Here is a 16,147-nt window from a genome sequence, read left to right as displayed (position 1 = left end):
CACGGTCGTCGGTGTCGACGGCCGTCAGATGCGCGGCGCGCCACCACGGAGGTAGACCGTGGTGGTGTGGGTGAAGAACTCGCGCGCCGAACGTCCCTGCTCTTTGGGCCCGTACCCGCTTTTCTTGGCTCCGCCGAACGGTACATGGGGATCGGCGCCCGCCGACTCCGAATTGACGTGCAGGATACCGACGTCGAGGTCGTCGACCGCCTCCAGTGCACGGGTGAGATCCTGCGTGAAAAGTGCAGCGGACAACCCGTACTCGCCGTCGCCGGCCACCCGGAACGCCTCGGAGACCGAGGGCACACGGACCACCGCCAGGACCGGACCGAAGAGCTCGTCGCGCCACACGTCGAGGTCCGTGGACGGTAGTTCCAGGATCGTCGGGGACAAGAAGTATCCGTCTTCGGGGATACCTACGGGCGGCTGGTCACCTCCGGTGAGCACGGTCGCACCCTGCTCGACTGCGCGAAGGATGCCGGCCCTGATGGTGTCACGAGCAGGGGCCGTGATCACCGGACCCATCTCGGTGGAGGGGTCCAAGGGATCACCGACGACCAGGTCGGCGGCGGCCGTGCTCAGTGCGGCGAGGAGTTCGTCGGCCACGGCCTCGGTGACGACGAGTCGCGATGTGGCCGTGCACTTCTGGCCCGAGGAGCGGAACGCTCCCAACAGGATCTGCTGGACCGCCAGGTCCAGGTCGGCGTCACCGAGGACGATCGCGGCGTTCTTGCCACCCATCTCGGCCTGCACCAGCACGCCGCGCGCGGCGCCGGCGGCCGCGATACCGCGTCCGACCCCCGTCGACCCGGTGAAGGTGATGGCGTCGATGCCGGTGTGATGGACGATGGCGTCGCCGATCTCACGGTCGCCGAACGTCAGGTTCACTACGCCGGCGGGGAGCCCGGCTTCGGTCAGGGCCTTCGCCAAACGGAACGCGAGCAGCGGAACGGTGCCGGCCGGCTTCCATACCACGGTGTTGCCGTAGACGAGGGCCGGCGCGATCTTCCACGCCGGGATCGCGATCGGGAAGTTGAACGGAGTGATGACACCGATGGTGCCGATCGGTTTGCGCGTCACCAGGATTCGCTCACCCTTGCGCGGTGACGAGTACACCTCGCCGGCCTCGCGGTCGCCGTCGGCGCCGTAGTAGCGGAGGATCTGCGCGGCGCGCCGCACCTCGCCGATACCCTCGGCGAGCGTCTTGCCCTCCTCGCGGGCGAGTTCCGCGCCCCATTCCTCGGCATTGCGCTCCAGGACGCCGGCAGCCTGCACGAGTACCCCACCGCGTTCGTGCGTGGACAGGCGTGACCACTCGGCCAGGCTGCGTCCGGCCGCGGTGACCGCGGCGTCGAGTTGGCGGATGCTCGCCCGACGCCCCACGGCCACGACGACGTTCGGGTCACCGGGACTGTCGCTGGTAAAGGGCGCGTCCTCGCCGTCGACCCATTGTCCGTCGATGAGGTTGTACAGGGACTCGACCGTCTCGGTCATCGTTCTCGCTTCCGTGGCAGCAGTCGGCCCGACAACCGGGCGGGATCACCGCCGAACAATACGTCCGCATCGGCACGCAAGGTCGTCGCCCGAGGGTACAAAACCTCGACCGCGGGTCACCCTGGCGTACAAGAACGCCAACGCCGGCAAGCGGCACCGCGGGCGCGCGGAAGCCGCCTGGTCACACCGGCGCGAGCTCGACGATCCCCGGGTGATGGTCGAGATAGTTCTTGGTGAACGAGCACACCGGCCGAAGCCGCGCGTTGCGCTCCCGGGCGAAGTGGATGACCGTCCGGGTGAGACGGGTGGCGAGCCCGTGACCGCTGTATTCGTCGTAGAGAACCGTGTGCAGAACGGTGATGGTGGTCTGACCGTCGACAGTCTCGATCGAGTAGCCGAGCACCCCGACGAGATCCCCCGCGACCCAGAGTTCGAACCTCTCGCGGTCGGGATTGTGCACCACCTGAGCGATCTGCTGCAGAATGGATCGCGCCGACTGCGGCGGCCGATGCCGGTTCTTGCGTAACACCTACATCTCCTCACGTGATCACTGTGGCGGGTCACCGGCAGGACGTCGCGGCTCGACGCAAGGGCCCCTGTGACTAGGGTCACACCCTACCTTACGGTTCCGTAACTGCCGAGACCTCCCGGTGATCCGGTGCAGTGAGCATCTGGGCGCATCGTCAGGTGTTGACCGACGTTGTAGGGTGGCGAACGCAACACAATCACACACGCGGGGGCTCTCACGATGACCGAGGGCTGAGATGGCGACGGGCGGTCGCCGACCGCTCGAACCTGTCCGGGTAATGCCGGCGTAGGGAGAACCATCATGGGCACACGTGTATCCACCGCACCCACCACTGCGACATTCACAGACGGCGGTCTGACCACCGGGCCGATCGAGGGCAGCTCCAAGCACTACCTCTCCGTCGATCACCTCCGTGTACCGCAGCGCCGAATCCACCTGACGAACGGTGAGCACCTCGACGTCTACGACACCTCCGGGCCGTACACCGACCCCGATGCCGTGATCGACGTGGAGCGCGGCCTGCCACCGACCCGGGACGCGTGGCACCGCCCGGAACCCGTCGACGGCGCGAGCACCCAACTCGCCTGGGCGCGAGCGGGGATCGTCACCGATGAGATGCGGTTCATCGCGGCACGGGAGGGCGTCGACCCCGACCTGGTCCGCTCCGAGGTGGCCATCGGCCGCGCCGTCATCCCGGCCAACCATCGTCATCCGGAGTCGGAGCCGATGATCATCGGCAAGCGGTTCGCGGTGAAGATCAATGCGAACATCGGCAATTCTGCGGTGCGCAGTTCGATCGCGGACGAGGTCGAGAAGATGGTGTGGGCCACCCGATGGGGCGCCGACACCATCATGGACCTGTCCACCGGCGCCGACATCCACACCACCCGGGAGTGGATTCTGCGCAACTCCCCCGTCCCCGTCGGGACCGTGCCGATCTACCAGGCCCTCGAGAAGGTGAACGGCGATCCCGTCGCTCTCACGTGGGAGATATACCGCGACACCGTGATCGAGCAGGCCGAGCAGGGTGTCGACTACATGACGGTGCATGCCGGAGTGCTTCTCCGCTATGTGCCGCTGACCGCCCGGCGGGTCACCGGCATCGTCTCGCGGGGCGGATCGATCATGGCCGCCTGGTGCCTGGCGCACCACGAAGAATCGTTCCTGTACACGCACTTCGACGAACTGTGCGAGATCTTCCGCCGCTACGACATCACCTTCTCCCTCGGCGACGGACTGCGTCCGGGGTCGATCGCCGACGCCAACGACGAGGCCCAGTTCGCCGAACTGCGCACCCTCGGCGAACTGACCTCCATCGCGAAATCCCATGGCGTGCAGGTGATGATCGAGGGCCCGGGACACATCCCGATGCACAAGATCGTCGAGAACGTGCGTCTCGAAGAAGAACTCTGCGAGGAGGCGCCGTTCTATACGCTCGGCCCCCTCGCCACCGACATCGCACCCGCCTACGACCACATCACCTCCGCGATCGGCGCGGCGATGATCGCCCAGGCGGGCACGGCCATGCTCTGCTACGTGACACCCAAGGAGCACCTCGGGCTGCCCGACCGGGACGACGTGAAGGTCGGCGTCATCACCTACAAGATCGCGGCCCACTCGGCGGATCTCGCGAAGGGACATCCGCGGGCGCAGGAACGTGATGACGCATTGAGCAAGGCGCGCTTCGAGTTCCGCTGGGTCGACCAGTTCAACCTCGCCCTCGACCCGGACACCGCCCGCGAGTATCACGATGAGACCCTGCCGGCCGAGCCTGCGAAGACCGCGCACTTCTGCTCGATGTGCGGTCCCAAGTTCTGCTCGATGCGGATCTCCGCCGACGTGCGCGCCTACGCGGAGGAGAACAACCTGGTGACCGCCGAAGACATCGACCGCAAGATCGCCGAAGGGATGGCGGCGAAGTCGGCCGAGTTCGCCGAGGCGGGCAACCGTGTGTACCTGCCGCTCGAAACCGGTCCCGGAGGTTCTGCGTGACCGACGTCGAGTTGCTGCCCGTCGCAGCACCGGGAGAGACCCCGGTCCGCGTGATGACCATCGCCGGATCGGATTCCGGCGGTGGTGCCGGCATCCAGGCCGACATGCGCACCTTCGCGCTGCTCGGCCTGCACGGCTGTGTCGCGGTCACCGCGGTCACCGTGCAGAACTCGCTGGGCGTCACCGGTTTCCAGGAGATCGCACCGGAGACCGTCGCCGCCCAGATCGCCACGGTCGCCGACGACATCGGCGTAGGCGCCGCCAAGACCGGCATGCTGGCGTCTGCACCGATCATCGACGCCGTCGTCGCGCAGTGCTCGGCGAGCGGTATCGGTCGCGACGGTTCCTCGCCGCTGGTCGTCGACCCGGTGTGCGCCTCGATGCACGGGAATCAACTACTCGCCGACTCCGCCCTGGACACCCTGCGCGACAACCTCTTCCCGCTGGCGACGGTGGTGACACCCAACCTCGACGAGGTGCGCCTCATCACCGGCATCGACGTCGTCGACACCGGCTCCCAGCGCGACGCAGCGAAGGCGCTGTTCGATCTCGGACCCGCGTGGGCGCTCGTCAAGGGAGGCCACCTGCGGTCGAGCGACCACTCCCCCGACCTGCTCTACGACGGCGCGGAGTTCATCGAGCTCAACCACGAGCGCATCGACACCGCCCACGACCACGGCGCGGGTGACACCCTCGCCGCGGCGATCACCTGCGCCCTGGCACACGGCTATTCGGTGCCCGACGCAGTCTGCTTCGCGAAGAAGTGGGTCACCCGCGGCCTGGCCGCCGCCTATCCGCTCGGCGCCGGCCACGGCCCGGTGAACCCGCTGTGGCGGGTGAGCGGCCCCTACTGACGCACCGCCGAGCGAACGATCTCGCCGATACGCACTTCGGTCCCGCGGTGCCGTTTCCTTCCCGCGTGCCGGCTAGCGCCCGCGGGAAGGAAACGGCACCGCGAGAGTAGGCGCAGACCTACTTCTCCCAGCCGATGTCCTCGATGGGACCGACGTAGAACTGTCCCGCTCCGTAATTGGCGAGCCCTTCCTTCACCGCGACCATGGACGGACCGTTGAAGAGGGGAAGGTTGGAGAACTGCGCGAAGGCCTCGCGCTCGAGTTCGTTCCCCGCCTTGATCTGGGCCATCGGGTCGCCGATCCTCGACATCGCACGGATCTGTGCGTCGAGTTCCGGGGACCCGGCACCGGCGGGGTTCAGCTGGGACCCCATGCACCACACCTGACAGAAGTAGGCCATGCCGAAGGGGTCGCTCGACGAGAAGCCGAGCAGGAGCACGTCGAACTCCTTGTTGACCACCACCTGTGAGAAGTCGGCCGACGGGCGTTGGCGGACAGCGAGGTCGACGCCCACCTTCTTCAGGATCGCCTGGAGCGCGCGTGACAGGTTCTGGGTCGTGGTGTCGTCGCCGATGTTGGGCAACTCCAGCGACAGCCGTCTCCCGTCCTTGCTGCGGATGCCGTCCCCACCCTCGGTCCACCCCGACCGGTCGAGCAGTTCCTCGGCTTTCGCCGGGTCGTAGGACAACACGTCCGACAGGTTGTCCTCGTATCCCGGTTGGAACGGGTACAGCGACAACGAACCGGGGAGTTCCTCCGTGTAGTTGAGGCCGGTGAACCTGATGCGCGACAGCGTCTCCCGGTCGACGGCGGAGAGCACGGCCTCACGGACGCGCCGATCGGACAGGATCGGGGTGTCGAGGTTGAGCACCAGCAACGACTGCTGCGGTGCGGCCGCGGTGCGAATGTCGATGCCGTTCATCGTGAGTGCCCGCGCGCGCGCGTCTTTGGCGGCCACCCCGGTCGCGTCGATCTCGCCGTTCTGGAAGGCGTTGAGCGCCGCCTGGGACTCCATCTGCCGGAAGATCCGTCGGTCGAGTTTGCCGGGTTTTCCCCACCACTTGGGATTTCGTTCGAAGACGACGGTCCCGTTGTCGGCGTCGTAGGAGGCGATCGTGAACGGTCCGGCGCCCCATTCGGGATGCGGCTTCCGGACATAGCCCTCGTTGTAGACGTCGGGATCGGCGGCCTTCGGGTGGAGCACGACGTTGAACAGGCCGTCGGGCCAGGCGTAGACGCCGTCGAAGCGCACGACGACCTCACGGTCGTCGGCGCCGCGGGTGACCGAGGCGATCTGGCTGTACCCGTCGGTGGAGCTGACGATGTAGCGATCGTCGATGCCCCGGCTCGTGCGCCAGGTCTCGACGAAGGCGCGGTAGTCGATCGGTGTGCCGTCGTTGAAGAAGGCCTTCGGGTTGATGGTGTAGGTGACCACGGTGTCCCGGCCGACGACCTCGGTACGGACGTCGGTGAGGTAGTCGGGATTCGGCGCGTACTGCCCGTCCGGCGAGAAGTAGGCGAGCACCGGGTTGTACCAGCGCCACAAGGCCAGGGTGTAGGCGTTGCCGTCGGCGTGGAAGGTGTTCCACTGGGCCGATACCTCCGCGAGCACGGTCGTGAGACTGCCGCCGTCCTCGAGATTCTCCCGGGGTTGCAGGTTGAGCGAGGCTCCTTCGGTCTTCACCGCCCCGGTGTCGATCGCGGCACCGCAACCGGTGATGCAGGCGATGGTCACGGCCATCGCGGCGATGATCACCGACCAGCGCTTCACCGGTCCACCTCCAGGAAATGGCATGCCGCTCTGTGGTCGACAGCAGGAGCACCGTGCTGATCCGTCGGCCGCAGTAGGGGTACGACCGTCCGACACCGCTCGCGACGCTCCTCGCCGAGCCGGGCGTGCAACGGGCACCTGGTGGTGAAACTGCATCCGACGATCTCGTCTGTCGCACTGGGCTGTTCGCCGGTCAGGACGATGCGCTGCCGCTCGCGTTCGACGCGCGGGTCCGGAATGGGCACTGCCGACAAGAGTGCCCGGGTGTAGGGATGCGCGGGTTCGGCGAAGACCGCCTCGGTGGGCCCTGACTCCACGATCGAACCCAGATACATCACCGCGACGCGGTCGGCGAGATGTCGGACCACGGAGAGATCGTGGGCGACAACCAGATACGCCACGTCGCCGTCGGCTTGGAGGTGACGGATCAGGTTGACGACGTCCGCCTGCACGGAGACGTCGAGGGCCGACAGCGGCTCGTCGAGGACGATCAGATCGGGGTCGGTGGCGAGTGCCCGCGCGATGGCGAGACGTTGTCGCTGGCCGCCGGAGAAGGCGGCGGGGAAACGGTCGGCGTGAACGGGATCCAGCCCGACGCGCCGCATGAGACCCGTGACCCTCTCCTCCGTCTCCGCTCTCGGAACCCCCAGCGCGCGAAGCGGTTCGGCGATGATGTCGAAGGCGGTGAACCGAGGGTCGAGCGCATCCGACGGGTCCTGGAAGACGATCGACGTCTTCTGGCGCAACGCGCGGGCCTCGCGTGAACGGACCGCCGCCGGGTCCACCCCGCCGATCCGGACGACGCCCTCGGGCTGCGCGAAGTCCATGATCTCCAGCAGAGTCGTCGACTTGCCGCTGCCCGACTCTCCGACGAGGGCCATCGACTCACCGCTCCGGATGTCGAAGCTGATCCCGTTGACGGCCCGCACCGAACCCACCCGACGCTTGAGGAAACCGCTCGTCAGCGGGAAGACCTTGGTCATGTCCACCACATCGAGGACGGTCGCACGTTCCTGCCGGTCGGTCACTGCCGGCGACGCCGCCGGCACATCGGGCGGCGGGAACACCGGCTCACCACTGATCCGGCCGTCGCCGTCGATCTCCTCCACGCGGATACACGCCGCCCGGTGGCCGCCGGCCACCTCCGCCAGCGCCGGTTCGCTACCGCGGCAGTCATCGATCGCGACGGGACACCGTGGCGCGAACTGACATCGGTCTGCCACGTCGATGAGAAGCGGAGGCGTCCCCGGGATGGGGATGAGCGCATCGGTCCGATGGTCCACCCGCGGCACCGCTCCCAGCAATCCGATCGTGTACGGCATCCGCGGTCCGCCGAAGAGCGTGTCGACGTCGGCGGTCTCCACCGCCCGCCCGGCGTACATCACCACTACATCGTCGGCATGACCCGCGACGACGCCGAGATCGTGCGTGATCAACAGCATCGCGGCGCCGCTCTCCCGTCGCGCCGTGGCCAGCACATCGAGGATCTGTGCCTGGATGGTCACGTCGAGCGCGGTGGTCGGTTCGTCGGCGATGATCACCGACGGGTCGTTGGCGATCGCCATCGCGATCATCACACGCTGCCGCATCCCGCCGGACAACTCGTGCGGAAAAGCCCTGGCGCGTCGCTGCGGATCGCCGATCCCGACCAGGTCGAGCAGTTCGACCGAGCGCGACCAGGCCTGTTTGGCGGTGATGGACTGATGGGCCCGCAGCGCCTCGGAGATCTGCGCTCCCACGGTGAACACCGGGGTCAGCGACGACAGCGGGTCCTGGAAGACCATCGCGATCTCCGAACCCCGGACCGCGGACATCTTCTTGTCCGACAACCCGATCAGTTCTCGACCCCGCAGTGCGACCGATCCGCTGATGTGCGCACTGTCCGGTAGCAGTCCCGAAACCGCCAGTGCCGAAACCGATTTCCCTGATCCGGATTCGCCGACGATGGCGGTGGTCCGGCCGGCCCGCAGGTCGAAGTCGAGACCGCGGACGGCGGCGACGACGCCTGCCTCGCTGCCGAAATCCACTGTCAGGTCCCGGACCGTCAGCACCGCATCGGGATTCGTCATCGACGGGCACCTCCACTCGACGAAGGGTCGAAGGCGTCGCGCAGGCCATCGGCGATGAGCGCCATCGAGACCGTGAGGAGCGCCAGCGCGGCCGCGGGGAACCAGAACAGCCACGGCGACGCGGCCAGCGTCCCGGCACCCGCCTGCAGCAGTGAGCCGAGGGTGACGTCGGGGATCTTCACACCGAACCCGAGGAACGACAGCCCGGTCTCGGCGAGCACCGCGGCCACCACGCCGAGGGCGAAGTTGATGACCAGCAACGACGCGATGTTGGGGCAGGATGTGCCGGAGGATGATGGTCACCGGGGACACGCCCAGATACTTTGCGGCGGCGACATAGTCGCGCTCGCGGACGGTCAGCGCCAGGGAATGGATCACGCGCGCCAGCATCATCCAGCCGAACGCGATGAGCACGACGATCAACCACCGCCAGTCACCACCGGTGCTGTTGGAGACCAGGGCGAGGATGAGGAACGTCGGCACCACGAGGAGCAGGTAGACGACGCCCAGCACGACGCGCTGCACCCAACCGCCGAAGTAGGCGGCGAGCCCGCCGAGGAACGCGGCGATCGCGGTCGTCCCGATCGACACGGCCAGGGCGATCGTCAGCGAACGTTGGAGTCCGTGCACCACCTGCGCGTACAGATCGTTGCCGGCGTCGTTGGTACCGAACCAGTGGGCGCCATCCGACCCGTGCGTCGACGGCGGGAAGCCGATCGCCAGGAAATCGGTGTCGGTGTAGGAGTACGCGGTGAACAGTCCGCCGAAGACGCCGAACAGCACGAGCAGGACGAAGATGGCCAGGCCCAGCAGCGCGGACCGGTTGCGCGCGTACCGTCTGGCGAAGATCTTGACCCGGCCGCTGCGCCGCCGGGCCAGTGGCGCCGACGCGGTGTCCGATTCGTCGAGGACACCGCCTGTCTCACCCATGATCGGGGCGGTCGCGTCGAGGTGACCGGACTGCGGCCCGCGCGGTTCCGGCGGCATCATCGCCATCTCAGCTCACCCGGACTCTCGGATCGAGGTAGACCACGGCGAGGTCGGCGAGGATCGCACCGACCGCGGTGGCCAGGGCACCGAATGCGGCGACGGCGACGACGCCGTGGATGTCGTTGGTGTTGATCGAGGTGACGAAGTACCGGCCCATCCCCTCCCAGCCGAAGATGGTCTCGGTGAGGACCGCGCCGGTGAACACCGCGGGGATCGCGAAGGCGATACCGACCGCAACCGGGATGATGGCCGTGCGCAACGCATGTCGTCGAACAGCCACCCCACGGGTGAGTCCCTTCGCACGTGCCGTGCGGACATAGTCGGCGTTGATGGTGTCGAGCACCATCGAACGCTGGAGCAGATGCAGTCCGGCGTACTGGATCACGACCAGGGTGATGTTCGGGAGGATGAGGTGCTGGATGCGGTCCAGCAGCACCGGGAAAAATCCCTCGACCCCCACGCTGGCGGCCCCGGAGACGTAGACGACGCTGTGGCCGAGGGACTGATTGAGCGAGATGGCGGCGAGCACGATGCCCAGGCCGACGACGGGAACCGGCAGGTTGATCATCGCTATCGAGATGAACTGCCACGCACGGTCGGCGAGCTTGTACTGGCGGAGGGCCGTGTAGACGCCCAGGGCGATACCCAGCAGGGTGGAGATGACGGTGGCGGCGGCGAGCAGCTGCACCGAGGAGACCAGCCGGAAACCGATCTCGCTGTTGACGCTCTCACCGACCGGCGTCGACCCCCAATCCCAGTGCAACACCACGCCGGTCAGCCAGTTCCACCAACGCTCGACCAGCGGGGTCTTGTCGTTGAGGTTGTGGGAGGACAGCGTGGCGTCGACGACGCTCTCCGGCAACGGGGGTCGCCGGACGGCGTAATTGGATCGGGGGTCGAGGAACCAGGTGGCCAGGAAATAGGTCAGATTGGTTGCGAGGAAGACGAGGACAGCCCAGGCCGCGATGCGTTTACACAGGTATCCGATCACCGCGGCTCCAGGTCGTCGTCAGGTCGGTGTCACCCGACCGTAGCGTGACTCAAGCCGCTCCGCCGAGAGCCTTCGCCTTGAGGTGCTCGAACTCTTCGGGGGTGATGGCACCGGAGTCGAGGAGAGCCTTCGCCTCGGTGATCTGCTGGGTCGGAGAGGTTCCCGCCACCGACTTGATGTACTCGTCCGACGCCTGCTTGGCCTCGGTGAAGGCCTCGCGCTGACGTTCGGCCATACCCTTGCCCTTCGCCAGCAGGTACACGATCGCAGTGATGTACGGGAAGATGATCAGGAAGATCACCCAGACCGCCTTCTGCCACCCCGACGCCTTCTTGTCACGGAACAGGTCGGTGATGATGTGCCACAGGACGATCAGGTACGCGACGAACGCGAAGATGACGATGGTGTACCAGATGAAGTCCCAGAATGAGTCCCACATGAAGGTCTCCTCTTTCTAGAAGAAAAGGACCACTTCACAATGGCCCCCTGACGGATAGAAGCATGGCACAGCAATACCCTCGGTACTGCTCTGTCAGGCCAAAGTGGCCGTGAGAACTATTAGCACGAGTCAGCGGTGCACCATTTGCCGCATATGAGAATGTGTCCCATAAGCAGTTCCGGCTCGAAGCAGAACCGGACGAACAGAGAGACGCGATGGAATCACACACGGCCAGGCATGAACTCGAGTTGGGCTTGGACACCTTCGGTGACATCACCGCGGCACCCGATGGCAGCCCGCTTTCCGACGCGCAGACCCTGCGCGACGTGCTCGACCAGGCGGTCCTGGCCGACGAGGTCGGCGTCGACTTCCTCGGCGTCGGCGAACATCACCGCGCTGACTACTCCGTGTCCGCACCCGAGGTGGTCCTCGGCGCCATCGCCGCGCGCACCAGCCGGATGCGCCTGGGATCGGCGGTGACCGTCCTGAGCTCCGACGACCCGATCCGTGTGTTCCAGCGGTTCTCGACCGTCGATGCCCTCTCCTCGGGCCGCGCCGAGGTGATCCTCGGCCGCGGCTCGTTCACCGAGTCGTTCCCTCTTTTCGGCTACGACCTCTCCGATTACGAAGAGCTGTTCGCCGACAAACTCTCTCTCTTCACCGAACTGCGCACCGGCAACCCCGTCACCTGGTCCGGCTCGACGCGCGGCCCGCTACGCGCTCAGCCCGTGTTCCCCCAGCTCGAGAATCCCCCGCTGCCCACGTGGATCGCAGTGGGCGGCAGCCCCGAATCCGTGGTGCGCGCAGCGTCGTACGGGCTTCCGCTGATGCTGGCCATCATCGGCGGCGACCCGCTCCGCTTCCGCCCCTATGTCGACCTCTACCACCGCGCTCTCGCCGACTTGGAGAAGGACGCCCTCCCGGTCGGCGTGCACTGCCCGGGACACGTCGCCGACACCGACGAGCAGGCACGCGAGGAGTTGTGGCCGCACTATCGGGGATACGTGGCGCGGATCGGGCGCGAACGAGGGTGGCCACCGCCCAGCCGTTTCGAGTTCGAGCGGTCCACCGGGCCCGACGGTGCACTGTTCGTCGGATCGCCGGAGACCGTCGCCCGCAAGATCGCCTCGACATCGAAGGCTCTCGGGCTGAGTCGCTTCGACATGAAGTACTCCCACGGCACCCTGGGCCATACACAGCTGATGCGCAGCGTCGAGCTGTACGGCACGAAGGTCATCCCGCGGGTGCGCGAGCTGCTCGCCGAGGGGTGAGCGGTCTCAGCGCCGACTGAGCGTGAGCGCGAAATCCCCGGCCGGGTCGGTCCACACGGTGACCACCTGGAGTCCGGCGGATTCCAGTTCGTCGCGCAGTGCGTCGGGCTCGAACTTCGTGCTGATCTCGGTGTGGATCTCGGTGCCGGCCGGCAGCCGCCACGCCCGGCCCAGGACCTCGAAGTAGGCGTCGATGTCCCGGCGGGCGCGCAGCCACATCTCGATGCGGTGTTCGCGCGGGTTCCATCGCGCGATGTGTTCGAAGTCGTCGGCGTACAGGCCGCGGGCGTCGAGCCCGGTCCGCAGGACCTCGATGAGGTTGCGGTTGAAATCGGCTGTGACACCGGCCCTGTCGTCGTAGGCGGCGACGAGCCGGCCGGTGTCTTTGACGAGGTCGGTGCCGAGCAGGAAGAAGTCGCCGGGCGAGAGCGCCTTCGCCAGGCCTTGATAGAACGCGCGCCGCGCGTCGGGGTCGAAGTTCCCGATGGTGCCGCCGAGGAACACGGCGAGGCGGGGGCCGTCGGCGTCGGGCAGACGCAGATCGGGTTCGGTGAAGTCCGCGACCACCGGGACGACGTCGATCCCCGGGTAGTCCGCGGACAGCACGTCGGCCGTGGTCGTGAGCATCTCGGTGCTGACATCGACCGGTACGTAGGTGAATCGCTCGGCGTCAGGGGTGGCGGCGCTGAAGGCATCGAGCAACAGCCGGGTCTTGGTGGAGGTGCCCGAACCCAGTTCGACCATCACCTGTGCCTGTGTGGCATCGGCGATCTCGGCCGCACGCGCGCGCAGGATCGCGGTCTCACGACGCGTCGGGTAGTACTCGGGCAGCCGGGTGATCTCGTCGAAGAGCTTGCTCCCGCGCTCGTCGTAGAGCCATTTGGTGGGCAGCGTCGGCGGGTCCTGCCACAACCCCGAAAGTGCATCCGCGGCAAGAGTCATCGGGCGAGCCGCAGTCCCGAGAACACCCACCGCGACGCAGCGGGGAAGAAGTTCCGGTAGGTGATCCGCTCGTGGCCGGCCGGGGTCACCGCGCTCGCGCCGCGCAGGACGTGCTGGTCGGACATGAACTTGCCGTTGTACTCGCCCACCGCCCCGTTCGCCGGGACGAATCCCGGGTAGGGCAGGTACGCGCTGGCCGTCCACTCCCAGACGTCACCGACCATCGCCGAACCGGCCCGACCGGGATGACATCGGCCAGGGTCGAGGAGCCGGCCACGCGCGTCGCCGAGTGTTCCCGCGGCGACCTCCCATTCGAATTCGGTGGGGAGGCGCGCGCCGGCCCAGCGGGCGTAGGCGTCGGCCTCGTAGAAGGACACATGGGTCACCGGCTCGTCGGGCACGACCGGGCGGCGCCCGGACAAGGTGAAAGTGGTCCAGCCACCGTCCTCTTCGCGCCAGTAACCCGGTGCATGCCAGCCTGTTTGGTTGACCGTGCCCCACCCGTCGGAGAGCCAGAACTCGTGGCGTCGGTATCCGTCGTCGGCCATGAACTCCAGCCAGTCGGCGTTGGTCACGAGCCGGTCGGACACCGCGAAGTCCTCGAGATACACACGGTGCCGGGGCCCCTCGTTGTCGTAGGCGAATCCGCTTCCGACAGCACCGACCTCGTGCACACCGCCGGCGAACTCACGCCAGCCCATCGGCGCGACCTCCCCGGGCACATCGGGTTCACGGTCGACGTACACCGGCCCGAACGCGTGCGTCGAGAACAGGTGCTTGATGTCCATGAGCAGCAGTTCCTGGTGCTGTTGTTCGTGATTGCAGCCCAGTTCGACGAGGTCGAGTGCGGCGTCGTCGAGTCGGCCGGACTCGAGGGCCGCGACCATCGCCGCGTCCACGTGTTCGCGATACCGCGTCACGTCGCGCACGCCCGGTCGGGTCACCAGGCCGCGATCGGAACGAGGATGCCGTTCTCCCACCGTCTCGTAGTAGCTGTTGAACAGGTACCGGAACGTCTCGTCGTAGACCGTGTAGCCCGGGTCCCGGCGGAGGATGAACTCCTCGAAGAACCAGGTGACATGCGCCCGATGCCATTTCGCGGGACTCGCCTCGGTCATCGACTGCGGCGTCTGGTCTTCCGGCGAGAGCCGTTCGGCGAGAGCATCGGTCCGCGATCGCACGTCGAGGAAGCGGCGGACGGTGTCGGAACCGCCCGCGTCCACTCCAGGGGGTTCGACATCCGGGGACCCCGCTCCCGATCGCGGATCGGGGCGGACGGTGGGTTCGGTGATGCTCACTGGAAAGCCTCCCGTGGCAAACGAAGGAGTGTGCGGCGGCGTCTTGGGCGAATCTCCGCATCCATCGTCACGACGGTTTCCATCTCTGTCAACGATGGTCGTCTTGCGTCCGGCCCCCTAAAACACCAATCGTCAACCGAGGGTTGACGGCCGAGTCTCGTCAATCTACGGTTGACGCATGGCAAAGAACCGCATTCCCGTTCGCCTCGACGACCTGATCGCCGCGATCCGCAAGGTGCACGACGACCCGCTCGACCAACTGTCCGATGCGGTCCTCGCCGCGGCCCACCTCGACGAGGTCGCCGACAGCCTGATCGGCCATTTCGTCGACCAGGCTCGCCGCTCCGGGGCCTCGTGGACCGCGATCGGAACCAGCATGGGCGTCAGCAAACAGGCAGCTCAGAAGCGATTCGTCGACCGGGTGTCGACGACCGGCGATGCCGGGGCCGGACCGGCCGACGCGTCGGACCCGTTCTCGAGGTTCACGCCCCGCGCGGCGAATGTCCTGATGGCGGCCAACGGTGCGGCGGCCGCGGATCGGGCCGAATTCGTGACCCCCGCCCACGTGGCCGCGTCGATGAGCGTCGATCCGCAGGCCCTGGTCTTCGTGGTGCTGCGGGAGTTCGGCGTCGACGTCGAGGCGTTCTCGGAGGCCATGGCGCCCCTCGTCCCGGCGCCGCGGGACATCCCGGATTCCGAGGCGTCGACCGTCGTGCCCTATGACGACGCGGCCAAGGCCGTCCTGGAGGCGACCGTCGGCGTCGCCGTCGACCTCGGGCACAACTACGTCGGCACCGAACACCTGCTGCTCGGGCTGTTCGCCGACGACTCGGTGGCCGCCGCGCTCACGGACCTCGGGCTCGACAAGCCCGCGATCCGCGACACGATCATCACGACGCTCGCGCAGTTCACCCCGCCGGCCGAGTAGCTACTCCTGGTCAGAGATGTAGTGCACCGCGGCTTCTTCGGCCGAGGCGCCCGCGCCGTCGATACCCGCGTCGGCGGCGATGGCCTCGGGTTCGGTGTCGATGCCCGAACCCTCGTCCGGCGCGATCAGCCGACCGGCTCGTCGGTCACCGACCTCGTGGTCTTCGTCGAACTCCTCGCTCCGGTCGGAATCATGTGCGCGCCAATCCTTTTTGGCGCGCTCGTCGGCTGTGATCTCGTCGAGCGGATCGACCGCCCCGACGTCGGGCTCCTCCTCGGCCAGCCGCTCGTCGAGGCTCTCGCCCTCGCGTTGCTCCTGGGCCGTCAGCCCGTGGACAGCACCTTTGGGCCGGTAGTCGGGTGGTGAGAATCCCTCGTCGAGGACGTCGTCGACGCCGCGGTCGACCAGGGTGTCCTCCGGCTGGAGTTGATCGTCCTCGTCAAGGCTGTACTCGCCGTCGGAGCCTTCGGGGGTGCTGCCGATGTCGTCCTTCATCCTTGTCACGATGCCAGCCCGTCGTGGCCTGTGCCAGAGATCGGCGCGGGTTGTCCCAGTTCGGTCAATACGCCGGTAACCGTC

General features: G+C 67.3%; 13 protein-coding genes and 1 riboswitch. Of the genes, 4 read left to right on the top strand and 9 right to left on the bottom strand.

Going from position 1 to position 16,147, the window contains the following annotated elements:
* Positions 1 to 24 precede the first annotated feature (24 nt).
* On the bottom strand, positions 25 to 1,494 hold the full coding sequence (locus PWF70_RS02740) for an aldehyde dehydrogenase family protein (RefSeq protein WP_042378233.1): 1,470 nt from the start codon (positions 1,492 to 1,494) through the stop codon (positions 25 to 27).
* 181 nt (positions 1,495 to 1,675) lie between these two features.
* Positions 1,676 to 2,023, bottom strand: a complete 348-nt coding sequence (locus PWF70_RS02735; RefSeq protein WP_006356940.1) for a GNAT family N-acetyltransferase — start codon at positions 2,021 to 2,023, stop codon at positions 1,676 to 1,678.
* A 194-nt stretch (positions 2,024 to 2,217) separates the two neighbouring features.
* A riboswitch (TPP riboswitch) is annotated at positions 2,218 to 2,332 on the top strand.
* Between PWF70_RS02735 and thiC the strand changes: the two genes are divergently transcribed.
* Together thiC and thiD are read left to right on the top strand one after the other, a co-directional pair.
* Entirely contained in the window at positions 2,324 to 4,015 is a 1,692-nt protein-coding gene (gene thiC / locus PWF70_RS02730; protein WP_006356939.1) for a phosphomethylpyrimidine synthase ThiC, read from the top strand. (Overlaps the previous riboswitch by 9 nt.)
* The gene (gene thiD / locus PWF70_RS02725; protein WP_006356938.1) at positions 4,012 to 4,869 is read left to right on the top strand and encodes a bifunctional hydroxymethylpyrimidine kinase/phosphomethylpyrimidine kinase; all 858 of its coding nucleotides are present in this window, start codon (positions 4,012 to 4,014) and stop codon (positions 4,867 to 4,869) included. Before thiC ends, thiD begins: the two co-directional genes overlap by 4 nt.
* 118 nt (positions 4,870 to 4,987) lie before the next feature.
* Here the strand turns inward: thiD and PWF70_RS02720 are convergent, their stop codons facing one another.
* The 4 genes from PWF70_RS02720 to PWF70_RS02705 are packed head-to-tail and all read right to left on the bottom strand — an operon-like array spanning position 4,988 to position 11,129.
* Positions 4,988 to 6,640 carry an ABC transporter family substrate-binding protein gene (locus PWF70_RS02720; RefSeq protein WP_035755246.1) on the bottom strand — a complete coding sequence of 551 codons (1,653 nt, stop codon included), beginning with the start codon at positions 6,638 to 6,640 and terminating at the stop codon, positions 4,988 to 4,990.
* Positions 6,637 to 9,705 (bottom strand): dipeptide ABC transporter ATP-binding protein, encoded by a 3,069-nt coding sequence (locus PWF70_RS02715; protein WP_286352826.1) that lies wholly within the window; start codon positions 9,703 to 9,705, stop codon positions 6,637 to 6,639. Before PWF70_RS02715 ends, PWF70_RS02720 begins: the two co-directional genes overlap by 4 nt.
* A 1-nt stretch (position 9,706) precedes the next feature.
* Complete coding sequence (locus PWF70_RS02710; protein WP_035755251.1) at positions 9,707 to 10,690, bottom strand: ABC transporter permease; 984 nt, start codon at positions 10,688 to 10,690, stop codon at positions 9,707 to 9,709.
* A 49-nt stretch (positions 10,691 to 10,739) separates the two neighbouring features.
* The gene (locus tag PWF70_RS02705) at positions 10,740 to 11,129 is read right to left on the bottom strand and encodes an SHOCT domain-containing protein (RefSeq protein WP_035755254.1); all 390 of its coding nucleotides are present in this window, start codon (positions 11,127 to 11,129) and stop codon (positions 10,740 to 10,742) included.
* Between the two features lie 215 nt (positions 11,130 to 11,344).
* Here PWF70_RS02705 and PWF70_RS02700 point away from each other — a divergent pair, with 215 nt between their 5' ends.
* The gene (locus tag PWF70_RS02700; protein WP_035755256.1) at positions 11,345 to 12,400 is read left to right on the top strand and encodes an LLM class flavin-dependent oxidoreductase; all 1,056 of its coding nucleotides are present in this window, start codon (positions 11,345 to 11,347) and stop codon (positions 12,398 to 12,400) included.
* Between the two features lie 6 nt (positions 12,401 to 12,406).
* Here PWF70_RS02700 and egtD read toward each other — a convergent pair whose 3' ends face one another.
* On the bottom strand, positions 12,407 to 13,342 hold the full coding sequence (gene egtD, locus PWF70_RS02695; RefSeq protein WP_006356911.1) for an L-histidine N(alpha)-methyltransferase: 936 nt from the start codon (positions 13,340 to 13,342) through the stop codon (positions 12,407 to 12,409).
* On the bottom strand, positions 13,339 to 14,640 hold the full coding sequence (gene egtB / locus PWF70_RS02690; RefSeq protein ID WP_035755258.1) for an ergothioneine biosynthesis protein EgtB: 1,302 nt from the start codon (positions 14,638 to 14,640) through the stop codon (positions 13,339 to 13,341). Before egtB ends, egtD begins: the two co-directional genes overlap by 4 nt.
* Before the next feature lie 178 nt (positions 14,641 to 14,818).
* Between egtB and PWF70_RS02685 the strand changes: the two genes are divergently transcribed.
* Positions 14,819 to 15,568: a Clp protease N-terminal domain-containing protein gene (locus PWF70_RS02685; RefSeq protein WP_035755261.1), complete on the top strand. Its 750-nt coding sequence runs from the start codon at positions 14,819 to 14,821 to the stop codon at positions 15,566 to 15,568.
* Here PWF70_RS02685 and PWF70_RS02680 read toward each other — a convergent pair whose 3' ends face one another.
* Positions 15,569 to 16,063, bottom strand: coding sequence for a DUF5709 domain-containing protein (locus PWF70_RS02680; RefSeq protein ID WP_006356908.1), 495 nt, complete (start codon positions 16,061 to 16,063; stop codon positions 15,569 to 15,571). It lies immediately after the preceding gene.
* Positions 16,064 to 16,147 lie beyond the last annotated feature (84 nt).

Origin of the sequence: Gordonia sp. Swx-4 (assembly GCF_030316175.1) — a bacterium.
GTDB classification, from domain to species: Bacteria; Actinomycetota; Actinomycetes; order Mycobacteriales; family Mycobacteriaceae; genus Gordonia; species Gordonia alkanivorans.
The sequence above is the reverse complement of the archived record's forward strand: the minus strand, read 5'-3'. Positions and strand labels throughout refer to the sequence as shown.